Origin of the sequence: Chryseobacterium sp. SSA4.19, assembly GCF_022601875.1 — a bacterium.
Classification (GTDB): domain Bacteria; phylum Bacteroidota; class Bacteroidia; order Flavobacteriales; family Weeksellaceae; genus Chryseobacterium.
Window position 1 is genome coordinate 132,691 of sequence record NZ_JAKVIP010000007.1, and the last position, 17,342, is coordinate 150,032.

The window sequence follows — 17,342 nt, forward strand, 5'->3', positions numbered from 1 at the left end:
AAAATTAGACTTATATCATCAATAAGTGAATAGCATCCGTGAGTTACGGGTGCTATTTTCTTTTTGTGAGAAAATATACCGGAAACAATAAGCAATGACGAGCATAGCGTTTTATTTAAAATCTCTAAAAATTTCTTAAATAATTTTGTTTTTGATAAATAAAATTTTATTAGATTTGATAATTCACAATCAAAAGAGATTTTATATGAAAAAACAATTATCACTGATCGGGCTGCTTTTTTTATCCGGCATTTCTTTCGCACAGACGGACCGTCTCTGGTCTGCAGATTCTAAAAAAACATCTTCAGATATCTTTGAAAATAAAAAAAACATCACCAATCCTAAGATTTACAGGCTTGATTTTAACGGCTTGAAAGCGGTTCTTTCAAAAGCACGTAAAAGACTGGCATCAGGTGATAAGTCAGAAATTATCATTTCTTTTCCGAATGCTGAAGGAAATATGGAAAACTTTAAGGTGAAAGAAAATTCAAATTTTGATCCTCAGCTGGCTATAAAATATCCTGACATCAAATCATATATTGGAGAAGGTTTCGGAGACTCGAACTCCACTGTCTATTTCAGTATTTCTCCTCTGGGATTGTCTTCAATGGAAATTTACGGTGATAAATCAGCGGTTTTCATTGAGCCTTATTCAAAAGATCTTTCCACGTATGTAGTCTATAAGAAATCAGATAAAAAAGATGATTTAAGCACTTTCGAATGTACGGTGATCGATGTGGCTCAGAAAGGAGTTTCCAATACCGGCAATCTTGCTGCAAGGCCGAATGCGGATGATGCAAAATTAAGAACGTTCAGGCTGGCTTTATCATGTACTGGAGAATATACTTCCTATTTCGGAGGGACAAAAGTAAATGCTTTGGCGGCCATGAACAACACCATGACCCGTGTTAACGGTGTTTTTGAAAAAGATTTTGCCGCAAGAATGGTTCTTATTTCTAATAATGATGCCGTTATTTATACCAATGCTTCCACTGACCCTTATTCTGCCGCTTCAGGAATGAGCAGCTGGAATTCACAGTTACAGTCTACACTAACATCGGTAATCGGAGAAGCCAACTATGACATCGGTCATTTATTCGGTGCTTCCGGAGGCGGTGGAAACGCAGGATGCATCGGATGTGTCTGTACCAACGGTTCTAAAGGAAGCGGCTATACTTCTCCAGCAGATGCTATTCCTTCAGGAGATAATTTTGATATTGATTATGTCGCTCATGAAATGGGGCATCAGTTCGGAGGCAACCATACATTTTCAAATACAAATGAAGGATCAGGGGTTAATATGGAACCAGGATCAGGATCCACGATTATGGGATACGCAGGAATCACAAGCCAGGATGTCCAGCCCCATTCCGATGCTTTCTTCCATGCGATCAGTATCCAGCAGATTACAAATAATATTAAATCTAAAACCTGCCCGGTAAGCACAAGCACTGGGAATTCAATTCCAACTGCAAATGCAGGTTCAGACTATACCATCCCTAAAGGAACGCCTTTTATGTTGACCGGCACCGGAACGGATGCCAATGGTGATTCATTAACTTATATCTGGGAACAGTTAGATAACGCTTCATCTTCGCAAACTGGGGCAAGTTCGGCGGCAAGTGCAACCAAAGCGTCAGGACCTACTTTCAGATCCTGGACACCAACCGCTTCCCCGGTACGATATTTCCCGAGAATGGCTTCCGTTTTAGCAGGTGCAACAACTACTGCCGGTTCTGAAATCACTGTGGAAGCATTATCCAGTGTGGCAAGAACTTATAACTTCAGATTTACCGTACGGGACAACAGAGCCGGAGGATCAGGAAATAATTCCGACGATGCCGTAATTACCGTAAATGGAACTGCAGGGCCTTTCAGTGTAAGCTCTCAGAATTCAGCGACCACCTATTCCGGAGGAACATCCCAGACGGTAACCTGGAATGTAGCAGGAACAACATCCAATGGTGTTAATACGGCCAATGTTGATATTCTATGGTCAACCGATGCGGGAAATACCTGGACTACTCTATTGGCAGGAACTCCGAATGACGGATCACAGGCAGTCACCATTCCGAATGTTTCGACCAGCACAGGAAGAATCATGGTAAAAGGCTCCAATCATATCTTCTTTGATGTCAATAATGCCAACATTACAGTAAATGCAGGTTCTGGTTCTGTAGATGTTACAGCGCCTACTGCACCTACCCTTTCGGCTTCAGGAACAACTTCTACAAGTACCAATCTTTCATGGTCGGGTGCTACAGATGCCGTGGGAGTTACAGGGTATGATGTGTATCAGGGATCATCATTAATAGGATCTACTGCTTCTACAACGTATATGGTAACAAGTTTAAGCCCGTCAACAACTTATAGTTTCACGGTAAGAGCTAAAGATGCGGCTGGAAATGTTTCTGCTTCAAGCAATACAGCAACGGTAACCACTTCTGCGGGAAGCACTGTTTCTTACTGTTCAGCATCAGCAACCAATACAGGAGACGAAAGAATCGGTAATGTGAAATTCGGAACCATTAATAATACCTCCACCGGAACATCAGGGTATGAAAACTTTACTTCTGTTTCTACAAATGTAATCCGGGGAAGTGCATACACTATTTCCGTAACTCCGGTATGGACATCAACCGTTTATAGCGAAGCGTATGCTGTTTATATCGATTACAACGGAGATGGAGATTTTACAGACAGCGGAGAGTTGGCATGGTCAAAAACAGGATCCACGACAAATCCTGTTAGCGGATCTATTACAATCCCTTCCACGGCAACGGTCGGATCTACCAGAATGAGGGTGATGATGCAGTATAATTCAGTACCGTCTTCATCATGCGGTTCCTATACTTACGGGCAGGTTGAAGATTATACTTTAAACATTGTTTCCTCGGGAAGAGGAGAACTTACCGTTCAGAACACATTAACGGATATTAAATTATATCCGAATCCTGCAAAAGATATTTTATATATTTCAAATACGACGAATGAAGATTATAAAATCTTCGAAATGGGTGGAAAACTAATTAACTCAGGAAAACTCGAAAGAGGCTCTGTTAATGTAAGCAATCTTGTTAAAGGAGCTTATATGATACAGATTGGAGACATCTCCAGGAGATTTATCAAAAACTAATTAACCGACTCAAAGCAAACTTTGAGAAAAGGCTGTCCGGAAACGGGCAGTCTTTTTTTATGAATAATAAGTATTAGATGATCATCAATATTTTTTCATGGTCATCATTATCATTTATCTTTTTTATATTTGCCTTAAATAAAAATATTTCATGGATAAAATTGACAGTCTGAACCAGGTAGCAGAATTCCACACCACATTTAAAGCCCCTATTTTAGAAACTCCCCAGATTCCTTCCCTGGAAAGATGCAGTCTTAGAATCGAACTTTTACAGGAAGAATTAAATGAGCTGAAACAGGCTATCGAAGATCAGAATATCGTAGAAATTGCTGATGCTCTATGTGACCTTCAATATGTTTTAAGCGGTGCCGTACTGGAATTCGGGCTTGGCAGTAAATTTGTAGAATTGTTCAATGAAGTTCAGCGATCCAACATGTCTAAGGCTTGTGACAATGAAGAACAGGCACAGGAAACGGTTGAATTTTATAAAGCGAAAGAAGTAGATTCTTTTTACGAAAAATCGGGCGAAAAATATAATGTGTACAGAAAAGCAGATCATAAAGTATTAAAAAACAAATACTATTCTCCTGCTGATTTAAAGACGATTATCGAAAAATAATATGAAAAAAATGATCACAAATATTGCTGTTGTTTCTTGTCTTGCTTTTACAGTCAGTCAGGTAAATGCTCAGGTAGCAGCATCAATAAACCAGGAAGTGGAAATTGCAGGTGACGGGAAAATGCTTATTGGAAATCAGGTAAAGGACCAGTTTTTAAAGGCTCCGTATGCGGATTGGTATGTAAAGGAGCATGATGAATATACCATGGATCAAAAAGCTCTTAATGAGCTTAAAAAATACAATATTGATTCTTATACGATTACCCTGTTTATGGGAACATGGTGTGAAGACAGCCATAGGGATGTTCCACGTCTAATGAGAATTTTGGAGGAAATCAATTATCCTGCAGTGAAACTCATTATCATTGCAGTGAACCGTAAAAAAGAATCTCCTTCCGGACAGGAAAAGCATTATAAAATTGAAAAGGTTCCAACTATTATCCTTGAAAAAGACGGTAAAGAGACAGGCCGAATCGTTGAAATGCCTACGACAGGATATATTGAAAGGGATCTGGTCGAGATTCTCAAAAAATATAATAAATAATAAATTATAAAGTTTGAAAAACAGTAGGGTCATACTTCCTTTTCTGGCAGGGATTATTTTAGCAGCTATTCTCTTTTTCAGTTTCAGATCATGTTTTGAAATCAGTAAAAAGACAGAGAGTTCAGATTATTATATTCTGACCAATCAGATTTTGAAAATGAATAAAATGGTTGTGATGGAACAGAATACTTCGTCCATGCAGAAAACCAAAATGGGCTATGAGCTTTTCGGTAAGGAAATGACGAGCAACAGCATCATTACTTATACGAAGACCAATGCACAGGTATCTTATGATCTTAATAAAATGAAGATCAAAGTAGATTCAATTAATAAAAAATTAATCATTACCGAATTGCCAGATGCAGAAGTCCGGATCACACCGAATGTTGAAATTCAGGCGTTGGATGATTCTTTTTTCAACAGGATTTCTGAAAAAGACATTAAAAACGTCACTGCTAAAGCAAAGCAGACAGCGTACAAATCAATTGATCAGAATAAACTAAGAACCGAAGGCAGAAAACAACTGATGGAAAATCTCAATACGATTTTTGTTTTGGCAAAGGCTTTGAATTATAGTATAGAAGACCAGACAGGTACGCTGGGGATACTAAAGTTATAAAACCAAAGTTATGAGCGAAAAAGAAAGCAGTAAAAAGCAGGAATCTGCCAACTCGGCGGAAACCAAAAAAGAAAACCAGGATTTTCGGGGTATTCCTGCCGCATCGGAAAAAACAAACCCGCCGGATATTGATAAAGAAGATGTTAAGAAATCTTCAGAAAACCATAAATCAGGAAAAACAGACAATACTAAGTGAAAACTTAGTATTTTTTTTATTTTATCACTATAATGTTGTTTCTGGGTGTAGAGATTTGTGAGGTACACTTTATCTTATCTATTCAAATTGTGATTTTTTAAGATAAGCAACTACAGCAGACTTCTTCAATTTAAGCAGTTATTATAAAAATGCTGATTTGTTTTAACAATTTTAAAACGAATTCAACGAATTTTGAATGTAAATATTATTTCAAATAGGTGTTAAAATAGTGTTTTAAATAAAAAATGCGTATTTTTGCATCTTAAAATTTCTTAGTAAACAATGATAAAAATTACACTTCCAGACAATAGTGTCAAAGAATTCGAGGCAGGAGTTACTCCGCTAGATGTGGCAAAATCTATCAGTGAGGGATTGGCTAGAAATACCATTTCCGCAATTGTTAATGACCAGCAGGTAGAAACCACCACACCTATAACCACGGATGCTACGGTACAATTGCTTACCTGGAATGATGATCTTGGAAAGAAAGCGTTCTGGCATTCTTCTGCCCACCTTCTGGCGCAGGCTATCCTTGAGTTTTATCCAAATGCTAAGCTGACAATCGGGCCGGCTATCGAAAGCGGATTTTACTATGATGTAGATTTTGGAGACGAAAGCTTATCCGAAAAAGATTTTGAGAAAATTGAGAAAAAGGTATTGGAAAATGCCAAAAAAGGTTCAACATTCTCATTATACCCTGTTTCTAAAGAAGAAGCATTAAAGACGTATGCTGATAACCCTTATAAAGTAGAACTGATTTCTAACCTGAACGATGGGGAAATCACTTTTGTAACACATGATAATTTCACAGACCTTTGTCGTGGAGGGCATATCCCGAATACCGGGATTGTAAAAGCGATTAAAATCTTAAATGCTGCAGGAGCCTACTGGAGAGGAAATGAAAACAATCCTCAGCTGACAAGAGTGTATGGGATTTCTTTTCCGAAACAGAAAGAATTAACGGAATATCTTGAAAGACTGGAAGAAGCAAAAAGAAGAGACCACAGAAAATTAGGTAAAGAACTTGGTATCTTTGCATTTTCAGAAAAAGTGGGTGCCGGTTTACCGCTTTGGTTGCCTAAAGGAACCGCTTTGAGAAGAAAACTTGAAAATTTCCTTTCTGCAGCTCAGAAAAAAGGAGGTTATGAATTCGTTATGAGTCCGCATATCGGTGCAAAGGATTTATACGTAACTTCAGGACACTGGGATAAGTACGGAGCAGACAGCTTTCAACCGATCAAAACTCCTAACGAGGGAGAAGAGTTTCTGCTGAAGCCGATGAACTGTCCGCACCACTGTGAAATCTACAAAACTTCACAATGGAGCTACAGGGATTTACCGAAGAGATATGCGGAATTTGGTACCGTTTACCGATATGAGCAAAGCGGCGAACTTCACGGACTTACCAGAGTTCGAGGATTTACCCAGGATGATGCTCACCTTTTTTGTACTCCCGACCAACTTTCCGATGAATTTGAAAAGGTAATTGATTTAACGCTGTATGTGTTTAAATCTTTAGGATTTGAAGATTTCGTAACTCAGGTTTCATTAAGAGACCCTGAGAATAAAGAAAAATATATCGGTTCTGATGAAAATTGGGAAAAAGCCGAGAACGCTATTATTAATGCCGCTAAGAAAAAAGACCTGACCACAGTGGTTGAATATGGTGAAGCAGCATTTTACGGTCCGAAACTGGATTTCATGGTGAAAGATGCATTGGGCAGAAAATGGCAGTTGGGAACCATCCAGGTGGACTATAATTTGCCGGAAAGATTTGACCTTCACTATATCGGGAATGATAATGAAAAACACAGACCGGTAATGATTCACAGGGCACCGTTTGGTTCCATGGAGCGTTTTATTGCTATTCTTCTTGAAAATACGGCTGGAGATTTCCCGTTGTGGTTAAGCCCGGAACAGTTTATCCTTCTCCCGATCAGTGAAAAATACGTAGATTATGCTAAAAAAGTTTCAGAATTTTTAGAAAATCACGATATTAGCGGTCAGATTGATGAGAGGAATGAAAAGACAGGGAAAAAGATCCGTGATGCAGAATTAAACAAAATACCGTTTATGCTGGTTGTCGGTGAAAATGAGGAAAAAGATGGCACAATTTCTGTACGAAGACGGGGTGAAGGAGATTTGGGAGTGATGAGTATGGAAGATTTCGTTTCTTATTTTAAGAAGGAATCATCAATATAAAAGTTATTTAAAATTAAAAAAGATTTAAAGGATTTAAAATTTGCAACAGACAAATTGATCTTTAAATAAAAGTAATATTAACCAATAAAATATAATACAATAGCACAAAGATTTAACAACAGGGGCCCACAAAGACGTCCTGTACAGGAGGACTTACACTTGATCAACGATAAAATTCGCGTGAGAGAGCTTCGTTTGGTGGGCGATAACGTAGAGCCGGGAATTTATCCAATTGATAAAGCAAGACAGATTGCTGCAGAACAGGAATTGGATTTAGTAGTGATTTCCGATAAGGCTGAACCGTTCATTGCAAGAATATTGGAATATAAAAAATTCTTATATGAGCAAAAGAAGAAACAGAAAGAGCTTAAGGCTAAGCAGATAAAAGTGGTCGTAAAAGAGATCCGTTTCGGACCTCAGACTGATGAGCACGATTATGAGTTCAAAAAAAAGCATGCTGAAAAGTTTCTTGAAGAAGGTTCAAAATTAAAGACTTACGTATTTTTTAAAGGACGTTCTATTATCTTTAAAGATCAGGGAGAAATTCTGCTTTTAAAACTGGCTCAGGAACTTGAGCACGTTGGGAAAGTAGACCAGCTTCCTAAACTTGAGGGAAAAAGGATGATTATGATGATGAGCCCTAAAAAACCAGCTAAATAAGCAACTGCAGATCATTACGATCTGAAACATGATATCAATAGCCTCAAATTTATTTTGAGGCTATTTTATTTTTAATATTGCAGTCACAATTATTACGAATAGCTGTTAGGGATCTCAGTCTGTTATCTGACTATTAATAATCCTTTTAAAAATTACAGTTTCAGATATAAAAAGATTTTAAAGATTGTTTTTAAATATATAATTAAAGATTTAACAGAATTTCACATTGCCTAATGTGTAGCACTTTATCTGTTACAGACTGACAGCTTTAATATTACCAATTCTTTTATCTAAATATCACTTTTTTTTTGTAACTTTGCAGACTATTATTCCTGACTTGTTAGGGATCTCAAACAGATATTGATAACAAAACAATAAAAAAGCAGAACAATGCCAAAATTAAAAACGAAATCAGGTGCTAAGAAACGTTTTGCCCTTACCGGATCCGGTAAGATCAAAAGAAAAAACGCTTACAAAAGCCACATCTTGACTAAGAAAGAAACGAAGCAGAAGAGAAATCTTACGACGACTTCTTACGTAGCTAAAGTGGACGAGAAAAGTGTTCAACGTCAATTAGCCATTAAGTAGTTTTTATAAATCTATATCCGGTTTATAAGAATTCAACAATTCAACAATTTAACCCTGAAATGGAGCAGCTAAGCGTACTGAAACAAAGTACCGCACATTTCAAAAAAACAATTTAAATTATGCCAAGATCAGTAAATGCCGTAGCTTCAAGAGCTCGCAGAAAAAAAATCCTTAAACAAGCTAAAGGTTTTTTCGGTAGAAGAAAGAACGTTTGGACTGTAGCTAAGAATGCCGTGGAAAAAGCAATGCAATATGCTTACCGTGGTAGAAAAGAGAAAAAAAGAAATTTCAGAGCGCTTTGGATCATGCGTATCAACGCCGGAGCCAGAGAACACGGAATGTCTTACTCTCAGTTTATGGGAGCTCTTAAAAAGAACAACATAGAGCTTAACAGAAAAGTTTTAGCAGATTTAGCAATGAATCACCCTGAAGCTTTCAAAGCAGTTGTAGATCAAGTAAAATAATGTAGAATTTTTTGTTATCAATATAAATCCTGAGTTTTTTGCTCAGGATTTTTTTATTATCTACATTTGTGTACATTATTAAATACGTAAAATTTTCTCTAAAGGTGAAAAAAATAACTACCCTTCTGCTTATTTCATTAGCAGCTTATAACATGCAGGCCCAAAATCTTGTTCAGGCATATAAAAACAGAGCAGATCAGGTTTCACAGACAAATGTTACTACCCTCTTACAGGAATTCCAGGCTTTAGGAATAAAAACTACAGGATCTGCAGAAAACACCAATACACTGAACTGGCTGAAAGCCAAATACCAGTCTTACGGATATACGGCAAGCCAGATAACAGAAGATCCTTTTACTTTCGGGAATGTGAGCTCAAAAAATTTAATCATAACAAAGACCGGAACAACATACCCGAATACCTATGTGATTATCTGCGGGCATTATGATACGATCACAGGCCCCGGAGTAAGCGATAACGGGAGCGGAACCTCCATTATATTAGAAGCCGCTAGAATTTTAAAAGATATTCCGACTGAATATTCTATCAAATTCATTCACTTTTCAGGGGAAGAACAAGGCCTTCAGGGAAGCGGGCATTATGCAGACAATGTAGTATTCCAGAACAATGTGCGCCAGTTAAATATCAGACTGGTCTTCAATATAGATCAGGTAGGCGGAAAAATAGGCAATAATAACAATGCCATTAAATGTGAGAGCGACCAGGCAGGGCTTCCGGATAACAATGCACCATCTATGACTTTTACCCAGCAATTGGCGAACTGTACGTTGCTGTATTCTCCATTACAGACCGTGATGTCAAACGCTTATTCATCAGATTATGTACCTTTTGAGCAGAACGGAGATATTATTACAGGTTTCTATGAAGATGTGAAAAGTAACAATGAGCATACGGTAAATGATACCTTTGCCAATATAGATCCGGCATATGTATTTAATGTAGGAAAAGCTGCGGTAGGTGCATTACAACATTTTGCAGTGGCTACAAATATCTTATCGACTAACGAAGCACAGGTTAATGTTTTAGAATCATTAAAAGTTTATCCCAATCCTGCAAAAGATATCCTGAATATTGAGTTACCTGAATCCATTAAGAATTTTAAGCTTGATATTTCAGATCTGAACGGACGCTTGCTCATCCGTAAGGAAAATGAAACAACAATTAATGTTTCAGGTTTAACCAACGGCGCTTATTTGTGCACAGTTAATGCCAATGGTACAAAAGCCGTAAGAAAAATAGTCATTGGAAAGTAACTGAATGCCTTATTAAAGCCTGAGCCTGAGCTCAGGCTTTTTTTCAATATTTAACGGTCACGTGACAGAAGAATTTCTTCAATATGTTGCAGGCTTATATTTTTAGCTTTTAATAAAATTAAATAATGATAGAGTAAATCTGCGGCTTCGTTTTTAAAGAGCTCATCATTATTGTCTTTAGCTTCAATCACAAGTTCTACCGCTTCCTCTCCTACTTTTTGGGCTACTTTGTTAATCCCTCTCTGAAATAAGGAATATGTATAGGAACCTTTCGTTTTATCGTCAATTCTGCTGCTGATCTTTTCTTCCAGCTCATATAGAAAGCCTTTAGGATTTTTATCGCCGAAACAGCTGAAATCCCCGGTATGGCATACCGTATTTTTAGGAATAACTTTTATTAAAATGGTATCCTGATCACAATCTATAGCTACATTTTTTACTGTAAGAAAATTTCCTGATTCCTCCCCTTTTGTCCATAACCTATTTTTGGAACGGCTGAAAAAAGTAACAATGCCTTCCTTTTCCGTTTTTTCAAAAGCCTCCATATTCATATACCCCAGCATGAGAATTTGCAAAGTTATTTCATCCTGAATGATGACAGGAACCAGTCCGTCATTTTTATCAAAATTAATGTTCATCGTATGTCAATTTTTTTAGATTTTAATTCGTTTTTCAAATCCTGAATCCCTATTTCTCCAAAATGGAATATACTCGCCGCCAATGTACCGGTTGCTTTGGTTTCAGTGAATACCTTTTCAAAGTCAGATATTTTTCCGGCTCCGCCCGATGCAATAACCGGAATATTGATATTTTCAGAAACCAGTTTGGTAATCGTCAAATCAAAACCATTTTTTGTTCCGTCGCCGTCCATTGAGGTTAAAAGAATTTCTCCTGCACCCAACGATTCGACCCTTTTCACCCAATCTACGGTTTTCAGATTGGTCATCTCCCTTCCTCCTTTTATATGAACCCAATCCGAGCCATTAATTTGCTTTGTATCAACTGCTGCAACAATACACTGGCTCCCGAATTCTTTTGCCAAATCATCGATTAACTGAGGGTTTTTAACCGCAGAAGAGTTGATGCTGATTTTATCTGCTCCGGCTTCTAAAAGCTTTCTGACATCTTCAACGGTTGAAATGCCTCCGCCTACAGTAAAAGGAATACTCAGTTCTCTGGCAATCTTTTTCACCAGATCAGCAAAAGTTTTCCGTTCTTCAATGGTTGCGGTAATGTCAAGAAAAACAAGTTCGTCAGCTCCCTCATTTTCATATTTTTTAGCCAGCTCAATTGGATCTCCGGCATTCCGCAATTCTTCAAAGTTGATTCCTTTTACCGTTGTTCCGTCCTTAATATCCAGGCAGGGAATAATTCTTTTTTTAAGCATTGATTTATATAATATTGGTCAATTCATTTGTTCAATATAGTCCCGAAGCTCACCAAGGCTTATCCGGCCTTCATATATTGCTTTCCCGATAATAGTTCCGGAACATCCTGTTTTTTCCATGGTATATACATCTTCCATATTTGAAATTCCACCACTCGCTACGAGCTGAACAGGTGCCTGATTTAAAATATCTTTATATAAATCGGTTGAAGGACCTTCCAGCATTCCGTCTTTTGCAATATCAGTACAGATGACCTGCCGGATTCCTTTTTGCTGATACTGACGTATAAAATGAATAACATCCTGATCACTTTCTTCCAGCCAGCCCGAAGTTTTTATTTTCCTGTTTTTACAGTCTGCTCCCAGAATAATTTTATCTGAACCGAATCTTGAAATCAGATCAAAACAAAAATTAGGATGCTGTACCGCGATACTTCCGATTGTAATCTGTTCAGCGCCTGCATTAAAAGCCGTTTCAATATCTTCTAAACTTTTAAGTCCGCCACCAAAATCAATATGTAAATTCGTCTCACGTGTAATATCTTCTAATATTTTATGATTGACAATATGTCTGGACTTTGCGCCATCAAGATCAACAAGATGCAGGAACCGGATTCCGTAAGCTTCAAATTCTTTGGCAACTTCTACAGGGCTTTCATTATACACTTTCATGGTAGTGTAATCGCCTTTGGAAAGGCGGACACATTTACCGTTGATAATATCAATGGCCGGAATAATTTTCATGAGGTAAGTTTTAAAAAGTTATGTAATAATTGGCTTCCCATTTCTCCGGATTTTTCCGGGTGAAACTGCATGGCATAAAAATTATCTTTCTGCAAAGATGCGCTGAAAGGCAGTATATAATCACAAACCGAAGTGGTGTGCTCAGATAATTCACAATAAAAACTGTGGACAAAATAAGCATCGCAGGCTTCTTCAATCCCGGAAAAAACAGGTGATTTAAAATCTGAAACTGAATTCCAGCCCATATGTGGAACAATATTTTCAACGGGAAACTTTTTGACCTTAATATCGAAAATTCCCATTCCTGTAGTATTGCCTTCTTCATTATCGCTACACATCAGCTGCATCCCGAGGCAAATTCCCAGGACCGGTTGTTGTAAAGTTGGGATTAATATATCTAATCCTTTTTCTTTCAGTATTTTCATGGTAGAAGAAGCTTCACCAACTCCCGGAAAAATGATTTTGTCAGCATTTTTTATAATATCAGCATCATCGGTGATAATGGTAGTTACATTCAGTCTGTCTAATGCATTTTGTACTGAATTCACGTTTCCGCCGTTATATTTTATTATCGCAATCATATTAGAGACTTCCTTTTGTTGAGGGAATATTAAAATTCTGACCTGTCTGCTGTACCGCTCCTTTCATCGATTTGGCAAATGCTTTAAAAATGGATTCAATCTTATGGTGTTCGTTGTCTCCTTCTGCTTTAATATTGATATTACACCGTGCCGAATCGGTAAAAGATTTAAAGAAATGGTGAAACATTTCGGTGGGGACATCTCCAATTTTTTCACGCTTAAAATCTGCATTCCAGGCCAGCCATGAACGGCCTCCGAAGTCAATAGCTACCTGCGCGAGACAGTCATCCATTGGCAGCAGGAAACCATATCTTTCGATCCCTTTTTTATTACCCAAAGCTTCTGATAAAGCCTGTCCCAATACAATTCCCGTATCTTCTATCGTGTGGTGCTCATCAACGTGCAAATCTCCCTTAACTCTAACTTTTAAATCTAAATTCCCGTGCCTGGCAATCTGATCCAGCATATGATCGAAAAAATGAAGTCCGGTTGAAATATCAGATATTCCGCTGCCGTCCAGGTTAACTTCAATGTCGATATCCGTTTCATTGGTTTTTCTGGATACTTTTGCTTTCCGCGGAATCCGCTTCAGGTAAGAATAAATTTCACTCCATTTTTCCGTAACCAAAGCAGCGGTTTCATTCTCATCAGAATTCATAAAAATAGCTTTCGAACCCAGATTTTTTGCCAGCTGAATATCAGTCAACCGGTCCCCGATCACAAAAGAATTTTCAAGGTCGTAATCTCCATACATATATTTTCCCAGCATGCCGGTTTGCGGTTTGCGGGTCTGCTTGTTTTCATGCTCAAAGCTTCTGTCAATTAACAGATCACTAAACACTATTCCTTCATTTTCAAAAGCTTTCAGCATTTTTTCGTGAGGCTTTATAAAATCTTCATAAGGAAAGCTTTCTGTTCCCAGACCATCCTGATTGGTTACCATCACCAGCTCGTAATCCAGTTCTATTGCAATTTTTAAAAGGTTTTGGAATACCCCCGGATAAAATTCCAGCTTTTCCAGCGAATCTACCTGAAAATCATTTTCAGGTTCTCTAATTAAGGTTCCGTCCCGGTCTATAAACAATACTTTTTTCATGATTCAATATTTTGTAATACGGTAATTAGCTGTTCATTTTCTTCTCTGGTGCCGACATTTATTCGTATACAGTCTGGAATATGAGGACTTCTTTTACTGGTTAAAACTTCTTTTTCTAAGAGTTTATCATATACTTCCTCGACATTTTCAAATTCAACCAAAAAGAAATTTGCTTCACTCGGATATACTTTTTTTATACATCTGATGGTCTTGAAACAATCTTGTAACCATGATTTTTCAGATAAAATACTGTGCACGTTTTGGCTGAGCTGTTCCGGATTATCCAATGCCTTCAAAATAAGATCTGAGCTTAATGAATTGATATTGAAAGGCGCCTTGACCGTATTGATGAATGCGATGATTTCTTTAGAGGCATAGGCGACACCTACTCTTGCTCCAGCCATTCCCCACGCTTTGGAGAAGGTCTGGAGAACAATCAGGTTTGGATATTTATCCAATAGCTCAATAGATGATGTTCTACCGGAAAATTCAATGTAGGCTTCATCCACCACAATAATTCCGCTGAAATTTCTAATGAAAAATTCCAAATCATCAATGCTGTTTCCTGTTGGATTGTTAGGGGAACATAAAAAGAAAATTTTTAACCGTTCTTCCTGGGACAGATTTAAAAAATCTTCTTTAATGATCTCAAAATTTTTATTCAGACCCAGTTTCACCACTTTGTTTTCATTGATCGAAGCATAAAGATCGTACATGGCAAAAGACGGATTCATCCTCATAATAGAATCTTTTTTTGGTTCACAGAAGATTTTGATGATCAGATCGATCAGTTCATCACTTCCGTTCCCCAGAGCAATATGATCCACTGAAATATTTTTAATGGAAGCCAGTTTCTCTTTGACTTTCCGCTGTGTAGAATCAGGATAGCGGTTGAAGTTCCCGAAAGGGCTTTCATTGGCATCCATCAATACCGGATTTTCAAATTCATTGTGATCTCTGAAGCTGATGTAAGGCTGCAATTCGAGAATATTTTTTCTTACTGACTGATTGATATTAAATTCTTTCATTTCTTTTTTTTAATCGTATGGATACTGCATTTTTATGGGCAGATAGACCTTCTGCTTCTGCCATGATTTCTATTGTTTTCCCAAGGTTTTCCAAGCCTTTTTCAGAAAGATGCTGAAAGGTGATCTTCTTTACAAAACTGTCCAGGGAAACGCCACTATAATTTTTGGAAAATCCGTTGGTGGGAAGCGTATGGTTGGTTCCGCTGGCATAATCTCCTGCACTTTCACAGGAATAATTTCCCAGGAAAACGGATCCTGCATTTTGGATCTCAGGGATGTATTTTTCAAAATCCTGAACTGCTAAAATCAAATGTTCAGGAGCATACCGATTGCTGAAATCCAAAGCTTCCTGAAGCGATTCTACAAGAATAAAATGGCTGTTTTTTAATGCTTCACGGGCTATCTCATTTCTGGGAATTTCTTTAAGTTGTTTTTCCAGTTCCTCAAGAGTCTGTTCAAGAATATTTTCATCCGTTGTAATAAAAATTACCTGGCTGTCGCTTCCGTGTTCTGCCTGCGAAAGTAAATCTGCCGCACAAAATTCAGGAACCGCCATTTCGTCGGCGATGACCAATACTTCACTGGGACCGGCAGGCATATCAATAGCAACGTTACAGTTCTGTGCATATTCTTTCGCAGCTACAACGTATTGATTTCCGGGTCCGAAGATTTTATAAACATCAGGAATACTTTCTGTACCGAACGTCATCGCCGCAATGGCCTGGGCTCCTCCCGTTTTATATATTTTAGTTACTCCGCAAAGCTGAGCGGTGTAGAGAATTGCCGGGTTGATATTTCCATTTTTATCCGGAGGCGTACACAAAACAATTTCTTTACAGCCAGCCAGCTGAGCCGGTACAGCGAGCATTAAAACAGTAGAAAATAAAGGTGCACTGCCTCCGGGAATATAAATCCCCACTTTTTCAATAGCCCTGTTTTCTCTCCAACAGAGCACTTCTTTTGTCGTTTCAATCTTTTGAACTTCTGAAATTTGCGAGGTGTGAAATGCTGTAATATTGTCTTTTGCCTGCTGAATAGCTTTTTTCAGTTCATCATCAATGAGATTTCTGGCATTCAGGATTTCTATTTCAGCAACCTGAATCTCATCAATCTGAACATTGTCAAATTTCAGATTGAAATCGGTTAATGCTTGGTCTCCTTTTTCCTGTACTTCCCTGAAAATTCCTGAAATGATTCCGTTAAGCTCTTTTTTTTCTAAAGCCGGTCTTTTCACCAATTCCGGCCAGATATTTTTTTGTGGGTATCGACTGATTTTCATACTAAATTACCATTTTATCAATTGGAATAATTAAAATATCCTGCGCTCCGTTGTCTTTTAGTTTATCAATAACTTCCCAGAAGGTATCTTCCTCAATCACGGAATGGATACTGCTCCAGCCTTTTTCTGCCAAAGGAATTATAGTTGGACTTTTAAGAACCGGCAGTGTTTCGGATATGACTACAATTTTATCATTTGGAACATTCATCAGGATATATTTTGAATTTTTCGCTTTCAGAACAGCCTTGATCCTGAACACCAGCTTTTCAAGAAATGCTTTTTTCTCATCACTGAGTGTAAAGGTTTTTGCCAGAACGGCTTCAGATGACAGAAGCGTAACAGTTTCTCTTAATCCGTTTTTAAACAAAGTGCTTCCCGAACTCACGATATCGCATATCCCGTCAGCAAGTCCTATATTAGGAGCGATTTCCACAGAGCCCGAAATGATATGGATTTCTGCTGAAATGTTATTTTCCTGAAGGAATTTTTTAAGCGTATTAGGATAGGAAGTTGCAATTTTTTTTCCCTGAAAGTAGTCCAAACGGTCTGTTTCCACTTCTTTTGGAACAGCTAAAGAAACCCTGCATTTTGAGAATCCCAGCTTGTGGACAATCTCGATCTTTTTATACTTTTCTTCTAAGAGGTTTTCACCGACAATGGCAATATCCACCACCCCGTCTTCGAGATACTGCGGAATATCAGAATTCCTCAGATACATAATTTCCAAAGGAAAATTATCTACGGAAACTTTCAGCTGGTCTTTCCCATTGTTAACGTAAATTCCACAGTCTTTAAGAAGCTGAAGGGATTCTTCGTACAGCCGGCCGCTTTTCTGTATGGCAATTTTTAGTTTACTCATTCTATTTTTGTTAAGTCTGAGTAAATAAAAAACGGGTCGATGTGAAAATTTATCCGGATAAATTAA

18 protein-coding genes are annotated in these 17,342 nt (G+C 37.8%); 10 read left to right on the forward strand and 8 right to left on the reverse strand.

Going from position 1 to position 17,342, the window contains the following annotated elements; translation table 11 throughout:
• Positions 1-205: 205 nt before the first annotated feature.
• The 10 genes from MKJ01_RS06895 (at position 206) to MKJ01_RS06940 (ending at position 10,302) form a co-directional block, all read left to right on the forward strand.
• Complete coding sequence (locus tag MKJ01_RS06895; protein ID WP_241612854.1) at positions 206-3,136, forward strand: reprolysin-like metallopeptidase; 2,931 nt, start codon at positions 206-208, stop codon at positions 3,134-3,136.
• Between the two features lie 151 nt (positions 3,137-3,287).
• The gene (locus tag MKJ01_RS06900) at positions 3,288-3,755 is read left to right on the forward strand and encodes a nucleoside triphosphate pyrophosphohydrolase family protein (protein WP_241612856.1); all 468 of its coding nucleotides are present in this window, start codon (positions 3,288-3,290) and stop codon (positions 3,753-3,755) included.
• Between the two features lie 10 nt (positions 3,756-3,765).
• Positions 3,766-4,299 (forward strand): thioredoxin family protein, encoded by a 534-nt coding sequence (locus MKJ01_RS06905; protein ID WP_241612859.1) that lies wholly within the window; start codon positions 3,766-3,768, stop codon positions 4,297-4,299.
• Between the two features lie 13 nt (positions 4,300-4,312).
• Positions 4,313-4,918 (forward strand): DUF4230 domain-containing protein, encoded by a 606-nt coding sequence (locus MKJ01_RS06910; RefSeq protein WP_241612861.1) that lies wholly within the window; start codon positions 4,313-4,315, stop codon positions 4,916-4,918.
• A gap of 10 nt (positions 4,919-4,928) precedes the next feature.
• Complete coding sequence (locus MKJ01_RS06915; RefSeq protein ID WP_241612863.1) at positions 4,929-5,114, forward strand: hypothetical protein; 186 nt, start codon at positions 4,929-4,931, stop codon at positions 5,112-5,114.
• A gap of 282 nt (positions 5,115-5,396) precedes the next feature.
• Entirely contained in the window at positions 5,397-7,316 is a 1,920-nt protein-coding gene (gene thrS, locus MKJ01_RS06920) for a threonine--tRNA ligase (protein ID WP_241612865.1), read from the forward strand.
• A 159-nt stretch (positions 7,317-7,475) separates the two neighbouring features.
• A complete protein-coding gene (infC, locus tag MKJ01_RS06925) occupies positions 7,476-7,976 on the forward strand; it encodes a translation initiation factor IF-3 (protein ID WP_241612867.1) in 501 nt (166 codons plus the stop codon).
• Between the two features lie 390 nt (positions 7,977-8,366).
• A complete protein-coding gene (gene rpmI / locus MKJ01_RS06930; protein ID WP_002979658.1) occupies positions 8,367-8,564 on the forward strand; it encodes a 50S ribosomal protein L35 in 198 nt (65 codons plus the stop codon).
• A gap of 119 nt (positions 8,565-8,683) precedes the next feature.
• Positions 8,684-9,028 (forward strand): 50S ribosomal protein L20, encoded by a 345-nt coding sequence (gene rplT / locus MKJ01_RS06935; protein ID WP_241612869.1) that lies wholly within the window; start codon positions 8,684-8,686, stop codon positions 9,026-9,028.
• Positions 9,029-9,132: 104 nt separating this feature from the next.
• Positions 9,133-10,302, forward strand: coding sequence for a M28 family peptidase (locus MKJ01_RS06940; RefSeq protein ID WP_241612870.1), 1,170 nt, complete (start codon positions 9,133-9,135; stop codon positions 10,300-10,302).
• A gap of 50 nt (positions 10,303-10,352) precedes the next feature.
• On the opposite strand, the gene hisIE is transcribed toward MKJ01_RS06940, so the two are convergent.
• The 8 genes from hisIE to hisG are packed head-to-tail and all read right to left on the reverse strand — an operon-like array spanning position 10,353 to position 17,276.
• Positions 10,353-10,940 (reverse strand): bifunctional phosphoribosyl-AMP cyclohydrolase/phosphoribosyl-ATP diphosphatase HisIE, encoded by a 588-nt coding sequence (gene hisIE / locus MKJ01_RS06945; RefSeq protein ID WP_241612871.1) that lies wholly within the window; start codon positions 10,938-10,940, stop codon positions 10,353-10,355.
• Complete coding sequence (gene hisF / locus MKJ01_RS06950) at positions 10,937-11,689, reverse strand: imidazole glycerol phosphate synthase subunit HisF (RefSeq protein WP_241612872.1); 753 nt, start codon at positions 11,687-11,689, stop codon at positions 10,937-10,939. The genes hisIE and hisF overlap by 4 nt, the downstream gene beginning before the upstream one ends.
• Positions 11,690-11,707: 18 nt before the next feature.
• Positions 11,708-12,433 (reverse strand): 1-(5-phosphoribosyl)-5-[(5-phosphoribosylamino)methylideneamino]imidazole-4-carboxamide isomerase, encoded by a 726-nt coding sequence (hisA, locus tag MKJ01_RS06955; protein ID WP_241612873.1) that lies wholly within the window; start codon positions 12,431-12,433, stop codon positions 11,708-11,710.
• Positions 12,430-13,014, reverse strand: a complete 585-nt coding sequence (hisH, locus tag MKJ01_RS06960; protein ID WP_241612874.1) for an imidazole glycerol phosphate synthase subunit HisH — start codon at positions 13,012-13,014, stop codon at positions 12,430-12,432. Before hisH ends, hisA begins: the two co-directional genes overlap by 4 nt.
• A gap of 1 nt (position 13,015) precedes the next feature.
• Positions 13,016-14,110, reverse strand: coding sequence for a bifunctional histidinol-phosphatase/imidazoleglycerol-phosphate dehydratase HisB (gene hisB, locus MKJ01_RS06965; protein WP_241612875.1), 1,095 nt, complete (start codon positions 14,108-14,110; stop codon positions 13,016-13,018).
• Complete coding sequence (gene hisC, locus MKJ01_RS06970; RefSeq protein WP_241612877.1) at positions 14,107-15,138, reverse strand: histidinol-phosphate transaminase; 1,032 nt, start codon at positions 15,136-15,138, stop codon at positions 14,107-14,109. The genes hisB and hisC overlap by 4 nt, the downstream gene beginning before the upstream one ends.
• Entirely contained in the window at positions 15,125-16,417 is a 1,293-nt protein-coding gene (hisD, locus tag MKJ01_RS06975; protein WP_241612879.1) for a histidinol dehydrogenase, read from the reverse strand. Before hisD ends, hisC begins: the two co-directional genes overlap by 14 nt.
• A gap of 1 nt (position 16,418) precedes the next feature.
• The gene (gene hisG / locus MKJ01_RS06980; RefSeq protein ID WP_241612881.1) at positions 16,419-17,276 is read right to left on the reverse strand and encodes an ATP phosphoribosyltransferase; all 858 of its coding nucleotides are present in this window, start codon (positions 17,274-17,276) and stop codon (positions 16,419-16,421) included.
• Between the last annotated feature and the right edge of the window lie 66 nt (positions 17,277-17,342).

Bases quoted from the DNA above. Each gene is read 5' to 3' on its own strand.
- MKJ01_RS06915 (WP_241612863.1), top strand. From the start codon at position 4,929: ATGAGCGAAAAAGAAAGCAGTAAAAAGCAGGAATCTGCCAACTCGGCG.
- hisB (WP_241612875.1), bottom strand. From the start codon at position 14,110: ATGAAAAAAGTATTGTTTATAGACCGGGACGGAACCTTAATTAGAGAA.
- MKJ01_RS06895 (WP_241612854.1), top strand. From the start codon at position 206: ATGAAAAAACAATTATCACTGATCGGGCTGCTTTTTTTATCCGGCATT.
- MKJ01_RS06905 (WP_241612859.1), top strand. From the start codon at position 3,766: ATGATCACAAATATTGCTGTTGTTTCTTGTCTTGCTTTTACAGTCAGT.
- hisA (WP_241612873.1), bottom strand. From the start codon at position 12,433: ATGAAAATTATTCCGGCCATTGATATTATCAACGGTAAATGTGTCCGC.
- hisIE (WP_241612871.1), bottom strand. From the start codon at position 10,940: ATGAACATTAATTTTGATAAAAATGACGGACTGGTTCCTGTCATCATT.
- hisF (WP_241612872.1), bottom strand. From the start codon at position 11,689: ATGCTTAAAAAAAGAATTATTCCCTGCCTGGATATTAAGGACGGAACA.
- hisG (WP_241612881.1), bottom strand. From the start codon at position 17,276: ATGAGTAAACTAAAAATTGCCATACAGAAAAGCGGCCGGCTGTACGAA.
- thrS (WP_241612865.1), top strand. From the start codon at position 5,397: ATGATAAAAATTACACTTCCAGACAATAGTGTCAAAGAATTCGAGGCA.
- hisC (WP_241612877.1), bottom strand. From the start codon at position 15,138: ATGAAAGAATTTAATATCAATCAGTCAGTAAGAAAAAATATTCTCGAA.
- rplT (WP_241612869.1), top strand. From the start codon at position 8,684: ATGCCAAGATCAGTAAATGCCGTAGCTTCAAGAGCTCGCAGAAAAAAA.
- rpmI (WP_002979658.1), top strand. From the start codon at position 8,367: ATGCCAAAATTAAAAACGAAATCAGGTGCTAAGAAACGTTTTGCCCTT.
- hisD (WP_241612879.1), bottom strand. From the start codon at position 16,417: ATGAAAATCAGTCGATACCCACAAAAAAATATCTGGCCGGAATTGGTG.
- MKJ01_RS06900 (WP_241612856.1), top strand. From the start codon at position 3,288: ATGGATAAAATTGACAGTCTGAACCAGGTAGCAGAATTCCACACCACA.
- hisH (WP_241612874.1), bottom strand. From the start codon at position 13,014: ATGATTGCGATAATAAAATATAACGGCGGAAACGTGAATTCAGTACAA.